The sequence below is a fragment of the Variovorax sp. genome, from assembly GCF_035634955.1.
Classification (GTDB): Bacteria; Pseudomonadota; Gammaproteobacteria; order Burkholderiales; family Burkholderiaceae_C; genus Variovorax.
In genome coordinates this window covers 40,912-61,134 of sequence record NZ_DASQBZ010000021.1, presented here as the reverse complement: position 1 = coordinate 61,134, position 20,223 = coordinate 40,912, and the positions used below count along the sequence as shown (strand labels likewise).

Below are 20,223 nucleotides of genomic sequence, written 5' to 3'. Positions count from 1 at the left end.
CTCCAATTGGTTGTCCGGGTGCGCTGGCAGTGTATGGGCGAGCCACAAAAATATGTAGATAGGGTTTATTGGTATACGTAACGCAGTTTAGAAAATACATATTCAGGAGAACGAAGCTCCGGCCCCGCGCCATGAAAACCACTGCCATTCACATGCGCCGACACGGCGGCCCCGAAGTACTGGAGGTCGTCCAGGTGGACGTCCCGCCGCCCGGTCCCGGCGAGGTGCGCATCCGCCAGCGGGCCATCGGCCTTAACTTTGCGGACATCTACCAGCGCAAGGGGGCCGCCGGCCCGCAGGCGCCGGCCGTCTTCCCGGTCACGCCGGGAGCGAACGGCGCCGGGGTGATCGAGTCGGTCGGCGCCGGCGTATCGGGGCTGCGCGTGGGACAGTCGGTCGCCTACGTTCAACCGGGCGGCTACCAGGTGCTGCGCAACGTGCATGCAGCGCGCGTGGTTGTGCTGGACGGCGCCGTGCCGGTGGAAGAGGCCGGCGCCAACCTGCTGCGCGGGCTGACGGCGGAATACCTGCTGCGACGCCTGTACGCGGTGAAGGCAGGCGACTTCGTACTGGTGCACGCCGCAGCCGGCGGCATGGGTGTGGTGCTGGCGCAATGGGCACGAGCGCTGGGCGCGACCGTCATCGGCACGGTGGGCTCGCCGCAGAAGATGGCCGTTGCCGAGGCCCATGGCTGCCACCACGTGATCGACTACCGCCAAGAGGATTTTTCTGCCCGAACGCTGGCGATCACCGGCGGCGAGGGCGTGGCCGTGGTGTACGACGCCGTCGGGCGCGACGTGTTCCTGCCGTCGCTGCGGTGCCTCCGGCCGCGCGGCATGGCCATCAACTACGGCACCGCGTCCGGCGACGTCGAGGCGTTCGACCTGCAACTGCTGCATGCTAGATCGCTCACCGTCTGCCGGCCCACGCTGCGCAGCTTCATTGCCGAGCCGGACGAATTGCAGCAGGCGGCCGCGGCCCTTTTCGCCGTCGTCCGTGCCGGCCAGGTACGGCTCGATGTCGGCTCGCGCTTCGGCCTGCTCGACGTTCAGCGTGCGCACCGCGAACTCGAAGGCCGGATGACCACCGGCGCGCCGGTACTGATGGTCGGGGACGACCTTTCATGATGAAGCTGTTTCACGGCTGGCTGTCCAGCGCCTCGCGCCGGGTGCGCCTGTGCCTGGCCGAAAAGGGCGTGCCCTACGAAAGCATTCCGATCGACATGAGCCGGCAGGAGCAGCACAGCCCGGCATTCCTCGCGATGAACCCGAACGGCGTGGTGCCGGCCCTCCTGATCGCGCCCGGGCGCCCGCTGCACGAGAGCTCGACCATCTGCGAATACCTGGACGAGGTTCATCCCGAACCGCCGCTGCGGCCGCACGACCCGTACCAGCGCGCCGTCATGCGCAACTTCGTGCGCTGGACCGACGAGCGCGCACTGCCCAGGCTGCTGATCCTCAACTGGTCGCAGGCATTGCAGCCGGTGGCCAGCCAGTGGACTGCCGAGCAGTTGCGCGAAAGGCTCGACCGCATTCCCACCGCCGAGCGTCGCGAGGCGTGGCTGCGTATCGCGCGGCGCCCTTACACGCAGGAAGAGAAGGACGAAGCCCTGGCCGGGCTGGTCGGCCTGCTGGACAAGATGGAAGCCATGCTCGGGCCGGCGCCGTGGCTGGTCGGCGCGTCCTATTCGCTGGCCGACATCGCGGCGGTGCCCTTTGTCGCACGGCTCGAGGAACTGGCGCCCGACCAGTTGCTGCCCGCGACGCGGCCGCGCGTGCACGGCTGGTGGCAGGCCGTGCGCGAGCGGCCGGCCTTCGCCATGGCGCGCATCGAGCGCTTCGACGAGGCGCTGCGCAGCCGAGCGGGCGGCCCTGGGGCATGAGCATGGCGCGCCGCGCGCCGCGAAGCTCCTATCATCGCGAACACAGACACATCCACATGGCAAGCACACCACGCATCAGCCTCAGTGAACGGATTCGCGAAGCCCTGGAGGCGGAGATCCTTTCGGGCAAGCTAGACGCCGGCTCGCGCATCGACGAGCAGCAACTCATGGAGCGCTTCGACGTTTCGCGCACGCCGGCCCGCGAAGCCATCCTGCAACTCATCTCGGCCGGGCTGGTCGCCACCGTGCCACGTCAGGGCGCCGTCGTCGCCACCCTGTCGCTGCCCGAGTACATCGCCATGCTCGAGATCCTGATGGCGCTCGAAGGGCTGGCGGCCCGCCTGTCGGCGCGCCGCATGCCCGCGGTGCAGCGGCGCGAACTGGAGCAGGCGCACGAGGCATGCCGGCGCGCGGCCGAGCTCGACGACGCAGAGGCCTACGGCAGCGCCAACCGCGCGTTCCACGAGATCATCTACGACGGCAGTCTCAACGACGTGCTGGCGCGGCAGTTGCGTGCCATGCGCCTGCGCATGCGGCACCCGCAACGCTCGCTGTTCGACCGGCCGAACCGCATCCGCCATTCCCTGGCCGAGCACCAGACCATCGTCGCGGCCATCCTGGCCGGGGACGAAGATGCGGCCTTCAAGGCCATGACGGACCACATCTCGAGCGGCGGCAACGTGTACGCCGACGCCATCGCGAGCATGCCGCCGGGCCGGGCCATCCCACCGGCGATGCCGCCCGCCGGTGCTGCCCAGCCGGCGAAGGGCCGAAGGACGAAGGTCAGGCAGAGCGCCTAGGGCGCACCAGCGCTACAACTGCCGGCTGCGTGCCAGCGGCGGGTTCTGCGCGAAGTAGCGCTCGATGCCGCGCATCAGCGCATCGGCCAGGTCTTCCTGGTAACCGGTGGTGCGCAGCTTGGACTCTTCATCGGGGTTGCTGATGAAGGCCGTCTCGACCAGCACGCTGGGGATGTCCGGCGCCTTGAGCACCGCGAAGCCGGCCTGCTCCACGCTGCCCTTGTGCAGCCGGCCGACGTTGCGGATCTCGCCCAGCATGGCGCTGCCCAGCTTCAGGCTGTCGTTGATCTGCGCCGTGGTGCTCATGTCGAGCATGGCGCGCTGGACGTGCACGTCCTGCTCGCCCAGGTTGACGCCGCCGATCTTGTCGGCCTCGTTCTCCTTGTTGGCGAGCCAGCGTGCGGCACTGCTCGAGGCACCGCGCTGGCTGAGCGCGAAGACGCTGGCGCCGCGCGCGTCCGGGTTGGTGAAGGCGTCGGCGTGGATGCTCACGAACAGGTCGGCCTGCACCCGGCGGGCCTTCTGTACACGGACGTGCAGCGGCACGAAGAAGTCGGCGTCGCGCGTGAGGAACGCGCGCATCGGGTTGCCGCCGACACTGGCGCGGTTGATGCGGTCGCGCAGGCGCATGGCCACCTGCAGCACGATGTCCTTCTCGCGGGTGCCGCGCGGTCCGGTGGCGCCCGGATCTTCGCCGCCGTGGCCGGGATCGAGCGCCACGATGATGATGCGGTCGGTCCGTGACGCGGTGGCCGCTGCGCGCGGCGCAGCCACGGTGGGCGGTGGCGCCGGCCGTGGCGTGGCCAGGGCCACCGAGGGCGGCAGCGGCGGATTGACGGGCACCGAAGGCGCCATCGGTGCGCCGGGCATCGGCAGCGGATGGCCTTGCTGGCTGGCCAGCCAGTCCTCGAGTGGATCGCCCGACTTGCCCGGGGTGGGGCGGCCGTAGGCCGTGGCCGGCGCCGATGCCTTGGCGGTGGCGGGTGCGTCGCGCAGGCGCTCGGCGATCAGCGCCTCCATCGGGTCGACCGGGTTGGCCGGGTACAGGTCGAGCACCAGCCGGTTGCGGTAGGCCGCCACCGGTGCCAGCGTGAAGACCTGCGGCGCCACGACCTGTTTGAGGTCGAACACCAGGCGCACCACCTCGGGCGCGAACTGGCCCACGCGCACGCCGTTGATGTAGGGGTCGTCGGAGCGGATCTTGCCGACCAGCTCGCGCAGCTTGGTGTCGAGGTCGATGCCCTCGATGTCCACCGCCAGCCGCGGCGGATTGCCGACCGTCAGCTGGCGCGTCTGCAGCCGGTTGTCGGATTCGATGGTGACGCGCGTGTAGTCCTCGGCGGGCCACACGCGCACGGCGAGGATGGTCGCGCCCCGGGCGATGTGCTGGCGCCCGAGCAGCAGCACAAGGCTTCCGGCTTGCAGCAGGGAACGGCGCTTCATGCGGCGCCGCCTTGCAGCAGCCGGGCGCCGCGGATGCTGTTGGCTTGCAGGGTAACGGTTCGCGTTTCGTCACTCATCGCTTCAATTTTAATAGCAAGATCCTCAATCGGAACGTGGTTTGCAGCCTTTTCGGGCCATTCGGCGAGTTTGAGCCCGGGGCCGGCGAAGATGTCGCGAAAGCCCGCGTCCTCCCATTCGCGCGGATCGTTGAAGCGGTAGAAGTCGAAGTGATGCACGGCCAGGCCGCCCGCTGCGACGTGCGGCTCGACCACCGCGTAGGTCGGGCTCTTGATGCGGCCGCGCACGCCCACGGCGTGCAGCAGGTGGCGCACGAAGGTGGTCTTGCCCGCCCCCAGGTCGCCCTGCAGCGATATGTACGCATCGGCAAGCTCGGGGTGGGCGGCGATGGCGCCGGCCAGGCGGGCGGCGAATTCGCGCGTGGCGGCCTCGTCGGGCCAGTGGCGCGTTTCTACAATCGGCAAGTGATCGGCAGCAAGCAACTGATGTCCCGTGTGAATGCGCTGGCGGGCGCGCTCGGATTCTCCCAAATCGGAGTGGCCGGCGTCGACCTGTCCAGCGCGGAAGACGGATTGATGCAGTGGCTGGCCCAAGGGTTCCATGGGCAGATGCACTACATGGCCGCGCACGGCCTGCGCCGCGCCCGCCCGGCCGAACTGGTTCCGGGCACCGTCAGCGTGATCACCGCGCGCATGGACTACCTGCCCCGCGACACGCCGCAGGACTGGCAAGCCGTCGAGTTCGCCCGGCTCGGGCGGCCGGGCGAGGGCGTGGTGTCGCTGTATGCCCGCGGCCGCGACTATCACAAGGTGATGCGCGCGCGCCTGCAGAAGCTGGCCGACGGCATCGCCGCCGAGATCGGTCCGTTCGGCCACCGTGTGTTCACCGATTCCGCGCCCGTGCTCGAGGCCGAACTCGCCTCTCGCAGCGGCCAGGGCTGGCGCGGCAAGCACACGCTGGTGCTGGACCGCGCGGCGGGTTCGATGTTCTTTCTCGGCGAAATCTACGTTGACCTGGCGCTGCCGCCCAGCGACGCCGTGAGCCCCCATTGCGGCACATGCAGCGCCTGCATCGACGCGTGTCCCACCGGCGCCATCGTGGGACCGCATCGGCTGGACGCCCGGCGCTGCATCTCCTACCTCACCATCGAGCATCCTGGCGCGATCGACCCGCAGTTGCGTCCGCTGATGGGCAACCGAATCTACGGCTGCGACGACTGCCAGCTTGCCTGCCCATGGAACAAGTTCGCCGGCAGGAGCAGCCTGCCCGACTTCGACCCGCGCGAAGGACTGGCCGGCAGCGCGCTGGCCGAACTGTTTGCCTGGAGCGAGGACGAGTTTCTGCGCCGTACCGAAGGCAGCGCCATCCGCCGCATCGGCCATGAGCGCTGGTTGCGCAACATCGCGGTCGCGCTGGGCAATGCCCTGCGTGCCGGAGACGCCGCGGCGCGGCCGGCGCTGCTCGCGCGCGCGCAGGACGCCGGCGCACTGGTGCGCGAGCACGTGGCGTGGGCCCTGGCGCAGCAGCAGCCTTAGCTTTCAGATGGCGCGGCGCATCAGGCCTGCGCCGCGCCGTGGCCGCGGCGCAGCCACCATTCGAGCGCCTCGAACGCTGCTTCCGCGACCAGCGCCAGCGCCGCGGCAGGCAGCGCGCCGGCCACCAGCAGCTGGGTGTCGTTGAGCGCCAGGCCGGTGACGATGCGTTCGCCGAAACCGCCGGCGCCGATGAAGGCGGCGATGGTGGCGGTGCCGATGGCGATGGTCGTGGCCGTGCGCACGCCGGCCACCAGCGTGGGCAACGCCAACGGCAGCTGCACCAGCCGGAGCGTCTGGCCCGGCGTCATGCCCAGCGCCGTGCCGGCCTCGCGCAGGCCGTCGGGAACCTCGGCCAGGCCGGCGACGGTATTGCGCATGATGGGCAGCAACGCATACAGCGTGAGCGCCACCAGCGCCGGCACCATGCCGATGCCGTTGAGCAGCCAGATCAGGATGGCCAGCATGGCCAGCGACGGGATGGTCTGCAGCAGCCCCGTCAGCCCCAGCACCAGGGCGCGCAACGGCGGCCGCCGGAACACGGCAATGCCCACCGGCACCGCGACCAGCGTGGCGATCGCGACCGACACCGCCACCAGCAGCAGGTGCTGGCGAGTCAGGCGCGCAAGGTCGTCCCCGAACAGCTTGCCCATGAAGCCGCGCCCGGCGGCCGCCGGCTGCGCTGCCGTTGCGCCACCGGCGGGGCCTCGCGTGGCGGCTCCGGCGTTGCCGGTTGCCAGGTAGTCGCGCGCGATCGTGTCGAAGGCCGCGCCGTCGAGTTCAGCGCGCGCGTTCATCGCGATCATCGCGTGTTCGTCGATGCGGCCCGCCAATTGGCCGATCGCTGCCCAGGCCTTGGGAAAGCGCTGCGGCACGTCGAGCCGGTACAGCACCACGGCGTCGTAGCGCGGAAAGTAGTTGCGGTCGTCCTCCAGCACGCGCAGGCCGAGATGGTCGATCTTCGCGTCGGTGGTGTAGATGTCCATCACGTCGATCTGGCCGGCCGCGATCGCGTCGTACGCCAGGCCGTGGTCCAGCCCGGTGGGCCGCTGCGGTAGCCCGTAGCGTGCGGCAAGGCCGGCCCAGCCGTCGGCGCGTCCGATGAATTCGTTCGACAGGCCCAGGGTCAGCTCGGGATGCCGCGCCAGGTCGCTCAGGTTGCGGATGCCCAGGCGATCGGCGTCTGCCGCGCGCATGGCCAGCGCATAGCCGTCGTTGAATCCCAGTGCCGGCCCCAGTCCCAGCCCGAGCGGCGCGAGCCCGGCCTGCATCTGCTCGCGCGACATCGTGGGCGAGCCCTTGAGGATTTCCAGCGCGATCGTGCCGGTGTATTCGACGTACAGGTCGATCGCGCCGGAACGCAGTGCCTCGTACACGATGGCCGTGTTTCCCAGGCCCTGGCGCACTTGCGGCGGGGCGGGGAGTGCGGGCGCAGCCTTCTGCGCCAGCACCTCGGCCAGAACGTAGGATTCGGTGAAGCGCTTGGAGCCGACACGAAGCGTGTCTGCCGCCGCCGCTGGCAGGAAGGCGAGGAGCGTGACGCCGGCCAGCAGCATGACGGCGAAGGCGCCGGACAGGCGGCGAAGGGTGGGCCGATGCATCATGCGCAGTGTAAAGGCGTGAGTTGTGCACCCGGGCGGTGCTCGCGCCGGGCTCCTACACGCGATGGCGATGCGCACTGCCGCAGACCGGCCGCGGCGCCACCCACAGTGCGCGCATGAAATCAGACTCAGCCCGGACACGCCGCAAACCCGTCGACGAAGCAGCCGCGCTGCGACATGGCGCGCTGAACCTGCCTTCGGTGCACGTGGACGGCTACAGCCTCATGGTGCGCGGGCCCACCGGCTTCGTCGGCGATGCCGCCAGCCAGACCGCCTTCCGAAAGCTCCTGCAAGCCTGGCGCAAACGCCATCGGCGCCGCAACAGGGCCGACCCGCTGCGCGGCAAGGACAGCAAGCGCATCGCCAAGCGAGAGCTCGACGAGGTGCTGCGCGCACCGGTGGCCAGCGCCGCGAGCGACATGCTCGACGCCGCGATCGAGGAATTCGCGGTCGAGCTGGTGCAGGTGATCGAGCGCTATTGCAAGCATCCGACCTGGCAGCGGGTCGAGCGGGTGGTCATCGGCGGTGGCTTTCCCGGCAGCGCGGTGGGCGAGCACGCGCTGCTTCAGGCCGGCACCATCCTGCACCAGCAGGGCAGCCGCGTGACCTTGGCGCGCCTGTGCAACGACGTGGACGATGCCGGCCTGATCGGATGGGTGCACCTGACGCCGCCCGCGCTGGTGGCGCAGTACGACGCGATCCTGGCGGTGGACATCGGCGGCACCAATGTGCGCTGCGGCATCGTCGAGACGCGGCGTGCCAAGGCCAAGGACTTGTCCCGCGCCAGGGTGCTGCGCCGCCACAAGTGGCGCCATGCGGACGACTCCCCGTCGCGCGGCGACCTGATGGAGGGCATCGCGCAAATGCTGCACGAACTGGCCGCGCACGCCAGGCGCAAGGGCATCGCGCTGGCGCCATTCGTCGGCGTGGCATGCCCGGGCCGGGTCCTGGGCGATGGCAGCATCTCGCGCGGCGCGCACAACATGCCGGGCGACTGGAGCAGCGACCACTTCCACCTGCCGCAGGCATTGGCCCAGTTGCTGCCTGACATCGACGGCCGGCGGCCAGATGTGCTGTTGCACAACGACGCGGTGGTGCAGGGGCTGAGCGAACTGCCCTTCATGCAGGACGTGCGGCATTGGGCGGTGCTGACGATCGGCACCGGGCTGGGCAACGCCACCTACACCAACGTCGCCGCCGAAAAGAAGGGTTGAGGCGGCCCGGCCGTGGCGGCACTCCGGTGGGGCCAGCGCTTCACAGCTGGAAGGCCAGCGTCAGCACGAGTCCCTCGCCGATGTCGCGCGCCAGGCTCGGCGTGCGGGCCCGGTAGGTTTCACCGGCGGAGGCCGTGACCTCGATCCAGTGGGCCAGCCATTCGATCTGCCGGATGTCGTAGAAGATCACCGTGGCCTCGTGGTTGAGCAGCAGGCTGCGTCCGTCGAGGTTGATCGATCCGCAGGTGGCCAGGTCCTCGTCCACCACCACGGCCTTGGCATGCGACATGAACGGCAGCATGCGGAAGATGACGCCGGCACGCGCCAGGTCGCGCATCGCGCGGGCGCGTACGAAATCGGCCAGGCGGTGATTGGACACCTGCGGCATGGCGATCGTCACCTGCACCCCGCGTCGCGCCGCCAGCCGCAAAGCATCGCGCAGCCCGTCGCTGGGCACGAAGTAGGGCGTCACGGCCAGCAGGCGATGCTCGGCGCGAAAGCACGCGTCGATCAGCAGCGCCATGGCCGTGTCCTCGCTCTGGTCGGGGCCGCTCGGCAGGAACTGGGCCAGGCAGGCGCCACGCGGTGGCTGCGCCGACGAGGCGATGGGGCGGGCGTCGTGTCCGCGCGCCGAAGCCCAGTCCTGCTCGAACTGGCGCGCGGCCGCCGTGGCCGCGTCGCCATGCAGGTCGAACGACAGGTCCCGCCAGGGCTGCGGATGGGCCGCGTTGCCGCAGAAATACTCGCCGGCCAGGTTGCGCCCGCCGGTCCACAGCCACTGGTCGTCGGCAATGGTGAACTTGCGATGGTTGCGCAGGTTGCGCGGCCCGTTGCGGCGCAGGCTGAACAAGGGGCGAAAGACCGCCACCTGGGCGCCCGCGGCGCGCAGCTTGGTGAAGTGTCCGCGCGGCAGCTGCAAGGCGCCGAAGCCGTCGAGCAGCACGCGCACCTTCACGCCTTCGCGCGCGCGGCGGGCCAGGCGCTCGAGCGCCTCCTGGCCGAGTTCGTCGGCGCCGATGATGAAGGTGCAGACATCGAGGCGCTCGCGCGCGCCCTCGATCACCTGCCACAGCGCGTCGCGCGCGGCTGCGCCATCGGCGTGCATCCGGATGGCGCAGGGGGCGGGTGCGGCCAGCCCGAAGCTCTCGGCCAGCTCGGCGGCCCAGTGCTGCACGGCGCCGTTGCGCGGGGGGCGCTGGGTGCCTGCCGGCCGCAACTTGCGCTGGCCGAACAGGAGGTACATCGGCAGCATCACGTACGGCAGCAGCACCAGCGCCATCACCCAGGCGATGGCAGTGGTCGGCGCGCGATGTTCGCGCCGCACGCGCGTGGTCAGCACGTACACCAGCAGGGCGACGCTGACCACCAGGAAGTGCTGGGAGGGGCTGGGCAGCCAGTCGAGCGGCGGGGCCTTCATGGCCGCCAGTTCACCACGGCCGCGGCGTCAGGTCGAGCCCCAGACCTCCTGGGCGGTCTCGACCACCAACTGCAGCTTGCGGCGCTGGTCTTCCACGGCGATGTTGTTGCCGTGCACGGTACTGGAGAAGCCGCACTGCGGGGACAGCGCCAGCTGCTCGAGCGGCACGTACTTGGCCGCCTCTTCGATGCGCCGCTTGAGTTCGTCCTTGTCCTCGAGTTCGCCGAACTTGGTGGTCACCAGGCCGAGCACGACCGTCTTGCCCTTGGGCAGGTAGCGCAGCGGCTTGAAGTCGCCCGAGCGGGCGTCGTCGTATTCCATGAAGTACGCGTCGACGTCCATTTCCTTGAGCAGCGCCTCGGCCACCGGCTCGTAGTTGCCGGCCGCGGCGTGCGTGCTCTTGAAGTTGCCGCGGCACAGGTGGATGCCCAGCAGCATGCCTTCGGGCTTGTGCGCCACGATCTTGTTGATGAACTGCGCATAGCGGTGCGGCAGCTCGTTGGGGTCGTCGCCGCGCTGGCGGGCCGCCTCGCGCAGGTTCACGTCGCACAGGTAGGCCAGGTTCGTGTCGTCCATCTGGACGTAGGTGCAGCCGGCGTCGGCCAGCGAGCGCAGCTCGTCGCCATAGGCCTTGGCCACGTCGTCGTAGAAGACCGGGTCCAGCTCCGGGTATGCCTCGCGGCTGATGCCCGCGCGCCCGCCGCGGAAGTGCAGCATGGTCGGCGAGGGGATCGTCACCTTCGGCGTGTTGCCCGCCGAGACCTGGCTCTTGAGGTATTGGAAGTCCGCCAGCTGGATGTTCTTGGCGTGCCGGACCTTGTCGATCACGCGGATCACCGGCGGAGCCAGCTCCTCGGTCCCGTCCGGCTTGCGGATGGTGACCGGGATGTCGGTCTTCACGCCGCCGAGCTGCTCGAGGAAGTCGATGTGGAAATAGGTGCGGCGGAACTCGCCGTCGGTGATGCTCTTGAGGCCGATGCCTTCCTGGAACTTCACGATCTCGGTGATCGCCTTGTCTTCGACTTCGCGAAGCTGCTGGGCGTCGATCTCGCCTTTGGCCTTCTTCTCGCGTGCCTCGATGAGGTAGGCGGGACGCAGGAAGCTGCCGACGTGGTCATAGCGGGCAGGCAAGTGGGCGTGTTGGGACATGGGGGGTCTCCGTGCGGGCAGGAAGAAAAGAGGAAAGATCGTAAACGGACTACAAACCGCTGCACTGTATACAGCAAGCTCGGTGTTTACCCTCGAATTGTCGCAAAACTATTGGATTTGACGCTTGTTCTGTATACATTGAGTATCCATGAACGCTGCATCTCGCCCTTTTCCGCTGAACGCCTGGTATGCCGCCGCCTATGACGTGGAGGTGCGGCACGCCCTCATGCCGCGCACCGTCTGCAACCAGAAGCTGGTGCTGTTCCGCCGCACCGACGGCCAGGTGGCGGCATTGGAGGACGCCTGCTGGCACCGCCTGATGCCCTTGTCGCTGGGGCGCCTCGAGGGTGACGAGCTGGTGTGCGGCTACCACGGGCTGGTCTACAACAGCCAGGGCCGCTGCACCCACATGCCGAGCCAGGAGACGCTCAATCCGTCGGCTTGCGTGCGCAGCTACCCGGTGGTGGAAAAGCACCGCTTCATCTGGGTCTGGCCGGGCGATCCGGCCAAGGCCGATCCGGCGCTGGTGCCCGACATGCATTGGAACGACGACCCGCAGTGGGCCGGCGACGGCAAGATGATCCGCGTCGCCTGCGATTACCGGCTGGTGGTCGACAACCTCATGGACCTGACGCACGAGACCTTCGTGCACGGCTCGTCGATCGGCAACCGCGCCGTGGCCGAGGCGCCTTTCGTTGCCACCCATGGCGATCGCAGCGCAACTGTCACCCGCTGGATGGAGGGCATCGACGCGCCGCCTTTCTGGGCCGCGCAGATCCGCCATGCGCGCGGTTACCAGGGCAAGGTGGACCGATGGCAGATCATCCGCTTCGAGGCGCCCTGCACCGTGAACATCGACGTCGGCGTGGCGCCCGCCGGCAGTGGCGCCGTGCCCAGGGGCGACTCGCCGGGCGACCGCAGCGGCGGCGTGAACGGCTATGTGCTCAACACGATCACGCCAGAGACCGACAAGACCTGTCTGTACTTCTGGGCCTTTGCGCGCAACTACTGCCTGGGCGAGCAGCGCCTGACGCACGAGTTGCGCGAAGGCGTCGCCGGCATCTTCCGCGAGGACGAACTGGTGCTCGAGGCCCAGCAACGCGCCATGGACGAGCGGCCGGATCACACCTTCTACAACCTCAACATCGACGCCGGCTCGATGTGGGCGCGCCGGCTGATCGACCGCCTGGTGGCGCGCGAGGCACCGCCTGTCCCGGTGATTCCGATTCGGCCGGCGGTGGCGGCGGCATGACGGCCGCCGGCCCGCGCGGCCTGGAGGCCGGCGCTGCCGAAACGCAGGAGGCCGGTGGCTCGCAGGCCGTCAAGGCGCAGCTGCGCTTGCGCGAGATGATCCTGGCCGGCGATCTCGGCGGCGGTGCCCGCATTGCCGAAGTGGCGGTGTCCGAAATGCTCGGCGTGTCGCGCACGCCGGTGCGCAGCGCGCTCATGCGGCTCGAACAGGAGGGCCTGCTGGAGGCGCTGCCCAACGGCGGATTCGCGGTGCGCACGTTTTCCGAGCGCGACGTCTCCGACGCCATCGAACTGCGCGGCACGCTCGAAGGCCTCGTCGCGCGGCTGGCCGCCGAGCGCGGTGCGCCCCCGGTGGTGCTGCGCGAAGCGCACGGCTGCCTGGCGCGCATCGACGAGCTGCTGCGCCAGCCGGCCCTGGACGATGCGGCCTTCTCGCGCTACGTGGAGTTCAACGCGCGCTTTCATGTGCTGCTGTCCGAAATGGCGGGCAGCGCGGTTCTGGCCAAGCAACTCGACCGGGTCGTGAACCTGCCTTTCGCCTCGCCTTCCGGCTTCGTGGTGGTGCAGGCGAACTCGCCGGCGGCACGCGACATGCTCGTGATCGCCCAGGACCAGCACCGGCAGGTGCTGGACGCCATCGAGGCGCGCGAGGGCGCGCGTGCCGAGGCGCTGATGCGCGAGCACAGCCGCATGGCGCGGCGCAACCTCCACGAGGCACTGCACGGCAGTGCCCACCACGCATTGCCCGGCGTGCAGCTGATCCGCCGGCGCAACTGAACATTCTTCGATTCCAGACGACCTTCGACCATGAAAAGCGACATCCAATGGATGCCGGCGCGCATTGCCGCCACGCGTACGCTCAGCCCCACCGTGCGGGAGTTCGAGATCCGGCCCGAATCCGGCGTGGCCGCGCCCTACGAACCTGGTGCCCATCTTCAGGTGCAGGTGCTGGCGGGCAACGTGCAGACGCGTCACTACTCGCTGATCGGCGCTCCGGACGGACTGAGCTGGCGCATCGCGGTCAAGCGCATGGACGAAGGTCGGGGCGGCTCGCGCGCCATGTGGCAGCTCGAACCCGGCGACCGCCTGATGGTGAGCGATCCGCAGAACCACTTTCCGCTCGATCTGCAGGCGCCCGGCTATCTGCTGGTGGCCGGCGGCATCGGCATCACGCCGATGGTGTACATGGCGCAGCAGGCCGCCGCCGTCGCGGCCCGGCGCGGCGCCGCGCTGCGCATGCTCTACGGCGCCAGGACCACGGAGGAACTGGCTTACGGCGAACCGCTGCAGGCCCTGCTGGGCGAGCGCCTGGCCTTGCACGCGGGCAGTGCGGCGATCGACTTCGCGGCCGAGATCGCGGCGCTGGCGCCCGGCGCGCAGCTCTACGCGTGCGGGCCGGTGCCCATGCTGGAGGCGGTCAAGCAGGCCTGGGCCGACGCGGGGCGGCCGCCGGTCGACCTTCGCTTCGAGACCTTCGGCAGCAGCGGGCGCCTGCCCACGCAGGCCTTCCGGGTGCGCATCCCGCGCCACGGTCTCGACATCGAGGTGCCCGCCAACAGCACCTTGCTCGAGGCCCTGGAGGCGCATGGGGTGCAGGCGCTGTCGGACTGCCGGCGCGGCGAATGCGGCTTGTGCGCCATGGATGTGTTGGCAGTGGATGGTGAGATCGATCACCGCGACGTGTTCCTCTCGCCGCACGAAAAGCAGGCCTGCACGCGGATGTGCGCCTGCGTCTCGCGCGCGGTCGGCGCGATCACGCTCGACTCGGCCTACCGGCCCGATTGAGCTTTTTCCGTCGTCTGCGCGATGATCGCGCAGCCCCTATGGTTATCGCGCAACAATCGGCGCCGATACCGCCGCCATTGGGGCATGCAACGAACCCGAAATGTTGCAAAGTGTTCAAAATAGGCCGGCTTTGCACAGACTCTCTCATCGAAAAGGAGCTTCGGAATGAATCGCCGTCAACTCATTCAGGTCACCGGGCTGACCGCGCTTGCGCTGGCCTCGTCCATCGCGCTGGCGCAGGACGCACCTTTCAAGATCGGCCTGATCCTGCCGATGACCGGCCAGCAGGCCAGCACCGGCCGGCAGGTCGAGGCCGCGGCGCGCCTGTACATGGCCCAGCACGGCGACACGGTGGCGGGGCGCAAGGTCGAGCTGATCGTCAAGGACGACACCACGCTGCCGGACGTGACCAAGCGCCTGGCGCAGGAGCTCATCGTCAATGACAAGGTGGACGTGCTGGCCGGCTTCGGCATCACGCCGGCCGCGCTGTCGACCGCGCCGCTGGCCACGCAGTCCAAGACGCCGATGGTCGTGATGGCCGCGGCCACGTCCGCCATCACCAGTGCCTCGCCGTATGTGGTGCGCTCGAGCTTCACGCTCCCGCAGGTGTCTGTCGCGATGGGCGACTGGGCCCCCAAGAACGGCATCAAGTCGGTGGTGACGCTGGTGTCCGACTACGGCCCGGGCAACGACGCCGAGAAGTACTTCACCGAGCGTTTCGCCGCCAACGGCGGCAAGGTGCTCGACAAGCTGCGCGTGCCGCTGCGCAGCCCCGACTTCGCGCCGTTCCTGCAGAAGGTGCGCGACGAGAAGCCCGATGCGCTGTTCGTCTTCGTGCCCTCGGGCGCGGGCGCGGCGGTGATGAAGCAGTTTGTCGAACGCGGCATGGACAAGGCCGGCATCAAGCTCATCGCCACTGGCGACGTGACGGACGACGACCAGCTCAACGACATGGGCGACGGCGCGCTGGGCGTGGTCACCACGCACCACTACTCGGCCTATCACCCGTCGGCGCTGAACAAGAAGTTCGTCGAGTCGTTCGAGAAGGCCAACAAGGGCATGCGTCCGAACTTCATGGCCGTGGGCGGCTATGACGGCATGCGCATCATCTACGAGGCGCTCAAGGACACCAAGGGCAAGGGTGGCGGCGACGCGCTGCTGGCCGCCATGAAGGGCCAGGTCTTCGAGAGCCCGCGCGGCGAGGTGCTGATCGACGCGCAGACGCGCGACATCGTGCAGGACGTGTACCTGCGCAAGGTCGAAAAGAAGGACGGCAAGCTCTACAACGTCGAGTTCGACGTGATCAAGCAGGTCAAGGACCCGGGAAAAGCAAAGTAAACCCCCAGGCTGCACGCGCCTGACGGGGCGCTGCGCCCACCCCCCTGCCGGGGGCGACACCCGAGGACCGGCGAAGCCGGGCCCCTGGAGTCTCCCGAATGGGGGGTTTCCTTTTCAAGCGACTCATGCTCACCATCCTCTTCGACGGTATTGCCTACGGCATGCTGCTCTTCGTACTCGCGGTCGGCCTGGCCGTGACGCTGGGCTTGATGAACTTCATCAATCTGGCGCACGGTGCCTTCGCCATGGCCGGCGGCTACCTGACGGTCATGGCAATGCAGCATTTCGGCGTGCCGTTCCTGGCCTGCCTGCCGCTGGCATTCCTGGGCGCCGCGCTGCTCGGCGCGATCCTCGAGCGCACGCTGTATCGGCCCATGTACGGCAGGTCGCACCTGGACCAGGTGCTGTTCTCCATCGGGCTGGCTTTCATGTCGGTGGCGGCGATCGACTATTTCGCGGGCTCGTCGCAGCAGAATATCCAGATCCCGGAATGGCTGCGCGGCCGCACCGAGATCGGCGACGGCGCCTTTCTGCTGGGCATGGGCCACTACCGCCTGTTCATCATCGGCGTGTGCGCGGTGCTGACGGTCGTGCTGCAGCTGATCCTCACGCGCACGCGCTTCGGCAGCCGGCTGCGCGCGGCGGTCGACGACCCGCGCGTGGCATCGGGCATGGGCATCAACGTCAATGCCGTGTTCCTGCTGACCTTCGCCTTCGGGTCCGGCCTGGCCGGGCTGGGCGGCGCGCTGGGCGTGGAGGTGCTGGGCATGGACCCGAGCTTTCCGCTCAAGTACATGATCTATTTCCTGATCGTGGTCTCGGTGGGTGGCACTTCGTCCATCACCGGCCCGCTGCTCGCGGCCCTGCTGCTCGGCGTTGCCGACGTTGCCGGCAAGTACTTCATCCCCAAGATGGGGGCATTCACCGTCTATCTGCTGATGATCGTCATTCTCCTGTGGCGCCCGCAGGGCCTGTTCACCCGCAAGGGAGCCCGCTGATGGCCAATGCTTCTTCGCTGCAAGCCGATCTCCTGGGCCGGGCGCGCTGGCGCTGGTGGGAGCTGGTGTTCTGGCCGGTGGTCTTCGTGCTGCCGCTCGTCATGCCTTCGCACGCGCTGATGATCAACGAGATCGCCATCGTCGCGCTGTTCGCGATGTCGCTCGACCTGATCCTGGGCTACACCGGCATCGTCTCGCTGGGCCATGCGGCTTTCTTCGGCTTCGGCGCCTACACGGCCGCGCTGTTCGCCAAGCATCTCAATCCCGATCCGACGCTGGGCCTGCTGGTGGCGCTGGTGCTCAGCGCCGGGCTGGGCGCGGTCGCCAGCGTGACCATCCTGCGCGGCACCGACCTCACGCGGCTGATGGTGACGCTGGGCACCGCGCTGCTGCTGCTGGAGCTGGCCAACAAGCTGGGCTGGCTGACCGGCGGCGCGGACGGCCTGCAGGGCGTGATCATGGGTCCGGTGCTGGGCCGGTTCGACTTCGACCTCTACGGCCGCACGGCGGCCTGGTATTCGTTGTCGGTGCTGTTCCTGCTGTTCCTGCTGATGCGCCGCATCGTGCATTCGCCCTTCGGTGCAACGTTGCAGTCGATCCGCGACAACCGGCTGCGCGCCATGGCGATCGGCGTGCCGGTGGTGGGGCGCCTGTTCGCCATCTACACCGTGGCTGCGGCCGTGGCCGGTGTTGCCGGTGCGCTTCTGGCGCAGACCACCGGCTTCGCTTCGCTCGACGTGCTGGCGTTCGACCGCTCGGCCGACGTGATGCTGATGCTGGTCATCGGCGGCGTCGGCTGGCTGTACGGCGGCGTGGCCGGTGCGGTGGTCTTCAAGCTGCTGCAGGACTGGCTGTCGAGCGTGACGCCGCAATACTGGATGTTCTGGATCGGCCTGATCCTGGTGCTGCTCGTGCTTGTCGGACGCGAGCGGCTGCTGCGGCCCTGGACGTGGTTCGGCGGCGCCCGCAACGGCCACAGGAAGGTTGCCCGATGAGCGCGATCAGAACTGTCATCGATGCCGCACAGCCGCCGGTGCTGTCGGCCAGCGGCCTGGTGATGCGCTTCGGCGGCATCACGGCCACCAACGACGTGTCGCTGCAGTTGCGCCCCGGCGCGCGGCATGCGCTGATCGGCCCGAACGGTGCGGGCAAGACCACCCTGATCAACCTGCTGACGGGCGTGCTGACGCCGACCGCCGGCCGCATCGAGTTGCTCGGCCGGGACATCACCCGGCTGGCGCCGCACCAGCGGGTGGGGCGCGGGCTGGTGCGCACGTTCCAGATCAACCAGCTGTTCGACGCCATGACGCCCCTGCAGACGCTGGCGCTGGTGGTGTCGCAGCAGCGCGGCCTGGGCCGCAAGTGGTGGCAGCCGCTGGGCCGCGACCTGGCGGTGATGGAGCGTGTGGCGCAGCTGCTGGAGACCTTCCGGCTGACCGACGTGGCGAACCTGCGCACGCGCGAGATGGCCTACGGCAAGCGGCGCCTGCTGGAGATCGCCATCGCGCTGGCCTGCGAGCCGCGCGTGCTGCTGCTGGACGAGCCAGTGGCGGGCGTGCCCGCCGGCGAGCGAGAAGAACTGCTGCAGACGGTGGCGGCATTGCCTTCCGACGTGTCGGTGCTGCTGATCGAACACGACATGGACCTGGTGTTCAGCTTTGCCGACCGCATGACGGTGCTGGTCAACGGGACGTTGCTCACCGAAGGCACGCCGGAAGAAATCGCCAACGACCCGCGAGTGCGCGAGGTCTACCTGGGCCATGGGGAGGCCGCACATGAGTGAGCTGCTGCAAATCGAGCAGTTGAGCGCGGGCTACGGCGAGGCGGTCGTGCTCAACGACGTGTCGCTGACGCTCGGCGAGGGCCAGACGCTGGCGCTCCTGGGCCGCAACGGTACCGGCAAGACCACCCTGATCAACACGCTCGCGGGCGTCACGCGCCAGCATGGCGGCCGCATCCAGCTGGCCGGCGTTGCGCTGTCGAAGCTCGCGCCGCACCAGCGCGCCGCGGTCGGCGTCGGCTGGGTTCCGCAGGAGCGCAACATCTTCAAGTCGCTCACGGTGCATGAGAACCTCACCGCGGTAGCGCGGCCCGGCCGCGCCGGCGCCAGCAGCGCGCCGTGGACGCCCGAGCGCGTCTACGAGATGTTCCCGCGCCTGGCCGAGCGCAAGGGCAACCTGGGCACGCAGCTGTCCGGCGGTGAGCAGCAGATGCTGGCCGTGGGCCGGGCGCTGGTCCTGAACCCGCGGCTGCTGCTGCTGGACGAGCCGCTGGAGGGCCTGGCGCCCATCATCGTCGAGGAGCTGCTGCGCGCCATCCGCCGCATCACGCAGGGCGAAGGCCTGGCGGCGATCATCGTCGAGCAGCATCCGCAGGCCATCCTGGCGATCTCGGACGAAGCGGTGGTGCTGGACCACGGGACCGTCGTCCACCGCGACAAGGCCGCGACGCTGCGCGCACAGCCGGAGGTGCTGGGGCATCTGCTGGGCGTGGGGCGCTGAGGCAGGCGCCTGCGCCGGCTGCGCGCCAGGTCAGTCGGCCTGGGCGCCGCCGATCTCGGGCCAGTGCCGGCGCATCACCCACCAGGCCACGATGCCGATGCCGAGCATCAGCGCCGAGGTGAGGGCCATCGCGCGGGTGGAGTGCATCACCAGCGGTGCCACGGCGCCGGCGACGATGCCGTTGGCGACCGCGCCGATCACCGCCTGCAGCGACGAGGCCATGCCGCGCCGCGTGGGATGCAGGTCGAGCACCAGCAGCGTCACGGCCGGCACCATCAGCGCCCACCCGAATGCGAACACCGCCAGCGGCCACAGCGCCCAGCTCACGTGCGGCTGGAACAACAGGTTGGCGGCCACGTTGACGATCGAGGTGACCAGCATGATCAGGAAGCCGTCGCGGATCTGGCGCTTGGGCCGCACTTTGCCGGCCTTTCGGCCGCTGAGCCACGCGCCCGACATGATGCCGCCGATGGTGAGGATGAAGAACCAGAAGAACTGCTGCGGCGCCAGCGCCAGGTGGTGGCCGAGGAATTCGGGCGCGGACAGCACGTACAGGAACATGCCGTTGAACGGCACGCCGCTGGCCAGTGCCAGCAGCAGGAAGCGCGGGTCGGACAGCAGCGTCCAGTAGCCGCGCATCAGCGGCGCCGGATGGAACGGCTGGCGCTCGCTCGGGTGCAGCGTCTCGGGCAGCATGCGCCAGTTGAAGGCGAACAGCAGCACGCCCACCGCGACCAGGAACCAGAACACGCTGTGCCACCCCAGGTGCACGAACAGGAAGCCGCCGATGATCGGCGCCACGGCCGGCGCTACGCCGAAGTAGATGGTCACCTGGCTCATCACCCGCTGCGCCTCGGCGGGCGGGAACATGTCGCGGATCACCGCGCGTGAGACGACGATGCCGGCGCCCGAAGCCAGCCCTTGCAGCGCGCGAAACAGCACCAACTGCCCGATGGTCTGCGACAGGGCGCACCCGAGCGACGCCAGCGTGAACACCGCCAGGCCGCCAAGGATCACCGGCCGGCGGCCGAAACTGTCCGACAGCGCGCCATGGAACAGGTTCATGAACGCGAAGCCGAACAGGTAGGCAGACAGCGTCTGCTGCATCTCCACCGGCGACGCGCCGATCGACTGCGCGATGCCCGAGAACGCCGGGATGTATGTGTCGATCGAGAACGGCCCCAGCATGCCGAGCAGGGCCAGCAGCACCGCCAGCGCCCAGCGCGGCGCCTTCCAGATCGTTGCGGCGTCAGGATTCATGGGACAGGCTGGCAGAAAAAGAAGCGCCCGACAC

19 protein-coding genes are annotated in these 20,223 nt (G+C 69.1%); 13 read left to right on the top strand and 6 right to left on the bottom strand.

Annotation, left to right across the window (positions count from 1 at the left end):
* The first annotated feature begins 131 nt into the window (after positions 1-131).
* Genes VES41_RS11060 through VES41_RS11050 form a run of 3 tightly spaced genes read left to right on the top strand, consistent with a single transcriptional unit; the run spans position 132 to position 2,682 of the window.
* Complete coding sequence (locus VES41_RS11060) at positions 132-1,127, top strand: quinone oxidoreductase (RefSeq protein ID WP_324816573.1); 996 nt, start codon at positions 132-134, stop codon at positions 1,125-1,127.
* Positions 1,124-1,882 (top strand): glutathione S-transferase family protein, encoded by a 759-nt coding sequence (locus VES41_RS11055; RefSeq protein ID WP_324816571.1) that lies wholly within the window; start codon positions 1,124-1,126, stop codon positions 1,880-1,882. Before VES41_RS11060 ends, VES41_RS11055 begins: the two co-directional genes overlap by 4 nt.
* A 56-nt stretch (positions 1,883-1,938) precedes the next feature.
* The gene (locus tag VES41_RS11050; RefSeq protein WP_324816570.1) at positions 1,939-2,682 is read left to right on the top strand and encodes a GntR family transcriptional regulator; all 744 of its coding nucleotides are present in this window, start codon (positions 1,939-1,941) and stop codon (positions 2,680-2,682) included.
* A gap of 12 nt (positions 2,683-2,694) precedes the next feature.
* Here VES41_RS11050 and VES41_RS11045 read toward each other — a convergent pair whose 3' ends face one another.
* Positions 2,695-4,125 carry an N-acetylmuramoyl-L-alanine amidase gene (locus VES41_RS11045; RefSeq protein WP_324816569.1) on the bottom strand — a complete coding sequence of 477 codons (1,431 nt, stop codon included), beginning with the start codon at positions 4,123-4,125 and terminating at the stop codon, positions 2,695-2,697.
* Positions 4,122-4,625 carry a tRNA (adenosine(37)-N6)-threonylcarbamoyltransferase complex ATPase subunit type 1 TsaE gene (gene tsaE, locus VES41_RS11040; protein WP_324816567.1) on the bottom strand — a complete coding sequence of 168 codons (504 nt, stop codon included), beginning with the start codon at positions 4,623-4,625 and terminating at the stop codon, positions 4,122-4,124. The genes VES41_RS11045 and tsaE overlap by 4 nt, the downstream gene beginning before the upstream one ends.
* A 3-nt stretch (positions 4,626-4,628) precedes the next feature.
* Here tsaE and queG point away from each other — a divergent pair, with 3 nt between their 5' ends.
* On the top strand, positions 4,629-5,678 hold the full coding sequence (gene queG, locus VES41_RS11035) for a tRNA epoxyqueuosine(34) reductase QueG (RefSeq protein ID WP_414719107.1): 1,050 nt from the start codon (positions 4,629-4,631) through the stop codon (positions 5,676-5,678).
* A gap of 20 nt (positions 5,679-5,698) precedes the next feature.
* Here queG and VES41_RS11030 read toward each other — a convergent pair whose 3' ends face one another.
* Positions 5,699-7,276 (bottom strand): glycine betaine ABC transporter substrate-binding protein, encoded by a 1,578-nt coding sequence (locus VES41_RS11030; protein WP_414719094.1) that lies wholly within the window; start codon positions 7,274-7,276, stop codon positions 5,699-5,701.
* A 116-nt stretch (positions 7,277-7,392) separates the two neighbouring features.
* Between VES41_RS11030 and VES41_RS11025 the strand changes: the two genes are divergently transcribed.
* Positions 7,393-8,490 (top strand): ROK family protein, encoded by a 1,098-nt coding sequence (locus VES41_RS11025; protein WP_324816564.1) that lies wholly within the window; start codon positions 7,393-7,395, stop codon positions 8,488-8,490.
* Positions 8,491-8,530: 40 nt separating this feature from the next.
* Here VES41_RS11025 and VES41_RS11020 read toward each other — a convergent pair whose 3' ends face one another.
* Positions 8,531-9,907: a phospholipase D-like domain-containing protein gene (locus VES41_RS11020; RefSeq protein WP_324816562.1), complete on the bottom strand. Its 1,377-nt coding sequence runs from the start codon at positions 9,905-9,907 to the stop codon at positions 8,531-8,533.
* A 27-nt stretch (positions 9,908-9,934) separates the two neighbouring features.
* Positions 9,935-11,056: a 5-methyltetrahydropteroyltriglutamate--homocysteine S-methyltransferase gene (locus tag VES41_RS11015; protein ID WP_324816560.1), complete on the bottom strand. Its 1,122-nt coding sequence runs from the start codon at positions 11,054-11,056 to the stop codon at positions 9,935-9,937.
* A 148-nt stretch (positions 11,057-11,204) separates the two neighbouring features.
* Here VES41_RS11015 and VES41_RS11010 point away from each other — a divergent pair, with 148 nt between their 5' ends.
* The 8 genes from VES41_RS11010 to VES41_RS10975 all read left to right on the top strand — a co-directional run bounded on the left by VES41_RS11010 (position 11,205) and on the right by VES41_RS10975 (position 18,929).
* A complete protein-coding gene (locus tag VES41_RS11010) occupies positions 11,205-12,308 on the top strand; it encodes an aromatic ring-hydroxylating dioxygenase subunit alpha (RefSeq protein ID WP_324816559.1) in 1,104 nt (367 codons plus the stop codon).
* Positions 12,305-13,084: a GntR family transcriptional regulator gene (locus VES41_RS11005; protein WP_414719093.1), complete on the top strand. Its 780-nt coding sequence runs from the start codon at positions 12,305-12,307 to the stop codon at positions 13,082-13,084. Before VES41_RS11010 ends, VES41_RS11005 begins: the two co-directional genes overlap by 4 nt.
* Positions 13,085-13,114: 30 nt before the next feature.
* The gene (locus VES41_RS11000) at positions 13,115-14,092 is read left to right on the top strand and encodes a PDR/VanB family oxidoreductase (RefSeq protein ID WP_324816558.1); all 978 of its coding nucleotides are present in this window, start codon (positions 13,115-13,117) and stop codon (positions 14,090-14,092) included.
* 165 nt (positions 14,093-14,257) lie between these two features.
* Positions 14,258-15,430 carry an ABC transporter substrate-binding protein gene (locus tag VES41_RS10995; RefSeq protein ID WP_324816556.1) on the top strand — a complete coding sequence of 391 codons (1,173 nt, stop codon included), beginning with the start codon at positions 14,258-14,260 and terminating at the stop codon, positions 15,428-15,430.
* 125 nt (positions 15,431-15,555) lie between these two features.
* The gene (locus VES41_RS10990) at positions 15,556-16,428 is read left to right on the top strand and encodes a branched-chain amino acid ABC transporter permease (protein WP_324816554.1); all 873 of its coding nucleotides are present in this window, start codon (positions 15,556-15,558) and stop codon (positions 16,426-16,428) included.
* Positions 16,428-17,423 carry a branched-chain amino acid ABC transporter permease gene (locus tag VES41_RS10985; protein WP_324816553.1) on the top strand — a complete coding sequence of 332 codons (996 nt, stop codon included), beginning with the start codon at positions 16,428-16,430 and terminating at the stop codon, positions 17,421-17,423. The genes VES41_RS10990 and VES41_RS10985 overlap by 1 nt, the downstream gene beginning before the upstream one ends.
* Positions 17,420-18,211 (top strand): ABC transporter ATP-binding protein, encoded by a 792-nt coding sequence (locus tag VES41_RS10980; protein ID WP_324816551.1) that lies wholly within the window; start codon positions 17,420-17,422, stop codon positions 18,209-18,211. Before VES41_RS10985 ends, VES41_RS10980 begins: the two co-directional genes overlap by 4 nt.
* The gene (locus VES41_RS10975; protein ID WP_324816549.1) at positions 18,204-18,929 is read left to right on the top strand and encodes an ABC transporter ATP-binding protein; all 726 of its coding nucleotides are present in this window, start codon (positions 18,204-18,206) and stop codon (positions 18,927-18,929) included. Before VES41_RS10980 ends, VES41_RS10975 begins: the two co-directional genes overlap by 8 nt.
* Positions 18,930-18,959: 30 nt before the next feature.
* Here VES41_RS10975 and VES41_RS10970 read toward each other — a convergent pair whose 3' ends face one another.
* Positions 18,960-20,189, bottom strand: a complete 1,230-nt coding sequence (locus VES41_RS10970; RefSeq protein ID WP_324816548.1) for a multidrug effflux MFS transporter — start codon at positions 20,187-20,189, stop codon at positions 18,960-18,962.
* Positions 20,190-20,223 lie beyond the last annotated feature (34 nt).